Origin of the sequence: Niallia sp. Sow4_A1 (genome assembly GCF_052116745.1) — a bacterium.
Lineage (GTDB): Bacteria > Bacillota > Bacilli > Bacillales > Cytobacillaceae > Niallia > Niallia hominis.
In genome coordinates, this window is the sequence record NZ_JBQKKM010000104.1 from 1 (window position 1) to 2726 (window position 2726).

Below are 2726 nucleotides of genomic sequence, written 5' to 3' on the forward strand. Positions count from 1 at the left end.
TATCAGAAATGGATTCTTTTTTCATTTATCAAGTGAATTAACATTTAACAAAAAAGCTTATTGGAATAACGATTGTAACCAATTAATGATTTTCTATGAATAATTCAGGTTTGAGTATATCAGTAGAGTAAAATTTATTCATATGAGATTATAAACTATAATCAAACTTTATTCGAAACACCCCCTAAATATCCTGCAAACCTTCTTTTTATTATCTCTCTACTCCTCACTATTCAAGAATTCCCTCACATAAATCCTGTGTACTCCCTCTAAAATAAGGGAACTATATTCAGAAAATTTAACCTTCGTGCTTTTCCCTTTAATAATAAAGTCCCCAGAAACTGCTCCAGTCTTATCCATTGCGGCATCGTAGAGTAAAGCAGCCCCTTTTGTGGGTGGGGAAAAGAAAAACTTCATCAATGGTTTTATATAAAAGGGGATACCTGATTTTTTTTCTTTCCGCAACGTATTGTTACTCCCGGGGTCTACACTTAGAAACCGGAATCCATTGGCACTCTCCCTTTTTGCTATTTCTTTTGTCCATAAAGATAAAGCTAGCTTTGCTGTCGCATAGGGACCGAATAACTTTTTAAAGGAAGATGGGTTTTCCAATGTATCTGGATCAAACTGTTTCACTCGAAGGATGACAGCGGGAGATGTATTAACAATTGTCTTATCTTCTCCCATTTCAAATAAAGGGGATAGTTCTTTAAAAATAATATAAGGCACTACTGTCTGAAGTTCATAATGTAGTTCGCGATTTTGCTTAGAAAATAACAACGAAGGAAAGCTGCCGCCAGCGTTATTGAAAAGGAAATCTATTTTCTTCTCCGTTGCTTTTATTTCTTCCAGCGCTTTTTTTAGACTGTTAAAATCAGATAAATCTGCTTTATAAATTCGTAACTGTCCTGTAGTAATTTTTGATTGAATAAAGTTGTCGTCCTTTGAAAAAGAAGAACGTATTAATGCAATAACTTGACTCCCTTCTGCTAGCATTTTTTTGGTTAACTGTAGACCAATCCCATTATTGGCTCCAGTAATGATTACTATTTTTCCTGTTTCCAAAATAATTCCCTCCGATATTAAATAATTTTATAAATGAGCAATTGACACTTAAGTTACATTTGTCACTTAGTTTGAAAGAATTGTATAATAAATTTAAGCAAAGAAAAAGTAAATAATTTTTTTATGTGACACAGGAAAGGAAATTGGTGCATAAATGGATAAACGGGTCGAAAGAACACAAAAATTATTGCTGCAAAGTTTAATGATGTTTAATCTTAAGAATAAAAACTTTTATGAGCTTTCCATCCGAGATTTATGCGAGGAAGCTGGAATTGCAAGGCAAACTTTTTACAGAAATTATTTAGTGAAAGAAGACATCATTATAAGACAGATATCCAATGTCATGAGTGATTTTAGGTCGGTTTTAAAGCAGCAATCTTTTAACGCTTCAGGCTTTATTCAACTACTAATTCAATTTTGGAAACAAAATCAAGAGACATTTGCATTAATTGAATGGGCTGGCATTAGTAATGAATTTATTCGCCAGTTAGCTAATTTTAATAAGCTTGTAATGGAGCAACATAAAGCATTTGGTAAAAATAGTGATTATATTGCAAACTATTATGCAGGCGCTACTTATATGTTTTTAAAGACATTTATGGAAAAGGATGATTTTAGCAAAGAGGCTTATGCCAAAGGAGCGGCGGTTTATAATCAGTTAACTAACCAATGTAAAGGTTTGTTTGAACCACTTAATTAGGTATGGAGTTAAGCTCATAACACAGGAAAATAATAATTTCCATAATAGGATAAATGGAGGATTAAAATGAATAGAGAAATAGATGATTCAAAACAGGTAGTTATTCAAGTTGGAGCAGTGCTTAAAAAATTGCGTAAAGAAAGACAGTTGAGTCTCGAAAATTTATCTGAGATATCAGGTGTAAGTAAGCTGACGCTGGGGAATATTGAGCGGGGAGAAACTAATCCAACAATTGGGGTTTTGTGGAAGATTTCGAAAAGTTTATCGATCCCTCTTATGGCGTTATTTTCCTCAGGAAGCAGTGTAAATGTATCGCGAGCTGGGAGCGGGTTAAGAATTTTTGGAGATGATGGCAATTGGGCAGTGGAGCCAATTTTTCAAAATCCAAATCCAAATAATGAGATAGAAATGTGTCGAGCATATTTACAACCGCATAGTTCCTATTATCCGGAAAGGCATCACCCCAATACGACTGAACTTGCTACTGTGATGGCAGGAACGATAACCATTAATGTAAATAAAGAGTCATATATCTTAAATGAATATGATTCTATTAGTTTTGATGCAAATGAAACACATTCTTATATAAATGAGACGAACGATGTTGTAGTTCTCCATATATTATTAAAATACGGAGTCTAATCATTTCCCTCTATTATCCAAAAGGATAGAGGGTTTTTGATTTTCAAGTATGAGTAAAATGTTTGTGGGAGAATAAATATCCTTTTTGTCTAGTTGGGGGACTCGTCCCCCAACTAGACAAAAAGGCCACCAAGCGAGAGCGCGGTAGCTGGAAAAAATTAAGCATTAAAAAAGAGAGCTTCCTTTTGTAAAGTAGAATTTGGCGAACACTACGAAAAGGAGAGGCTCTCATGAATCAATGTAACACAAAAATGCCATCATTAAAAGAATTGGAAAAAACTTTATTTCGAACACTACAAATGACGTTTCAAGAAATTCT

The 2726-nt window shown here is 33.8% G+C and carries 3 protein-coding genes; 2 read left to right on the forward strand and 1 reads right to left on the reverse strand.

What is annotated here, in order from left to right; all coding sequences use genetic code 11:
• Window positions 1-219 precede the first annotated feature (219 nt).
• A complete protein-coding gene (locus ACTQ5K_RS25280) occupies window positions 220-1065 on the reverse strand; it encodes an SDR family NAD(P)-dependent oxidoreductase (protein WP_268817954.1) in 846 nt (281 codons plus the stop codon).
• 154 nt (window positions 1066-1219) lie between these two features.
• Between ACTQ5K_RS25280 and ACTQ5K_RS25285 the strand changes: the two genes are divergently transcribed.
• Window positions 1220-1765 carry a TetR/AcrR family transcriptional regulator gene (locus ACTQ5K_RS25285; RefSeq protein ID WP_109769209.1) on the forward strand — a complete coding sequence of 182 codons (546 nt, stop codon included), beginning with the start codon at window positions 1220-1222 and terminating at the stop codon, window positions 1763-1765.
• 66 nt (window positions 1766-1831) lie between these two features.
• The gene (locus ACTQ5K_RS25290; protein ID WP_109769210.1) at window positions 1832-2407 is read left to right on the forward strand and encodes a helix-turn-helix transcriptional regulator; all 576 of its coding nucleotides are present in this window, start codon (window positions 1832-1834) and stop codon (window positions 2405-2407) included.
• The last annotated feature ends 319 nt before the right edge of the window (window positions 2408-2726 follow it).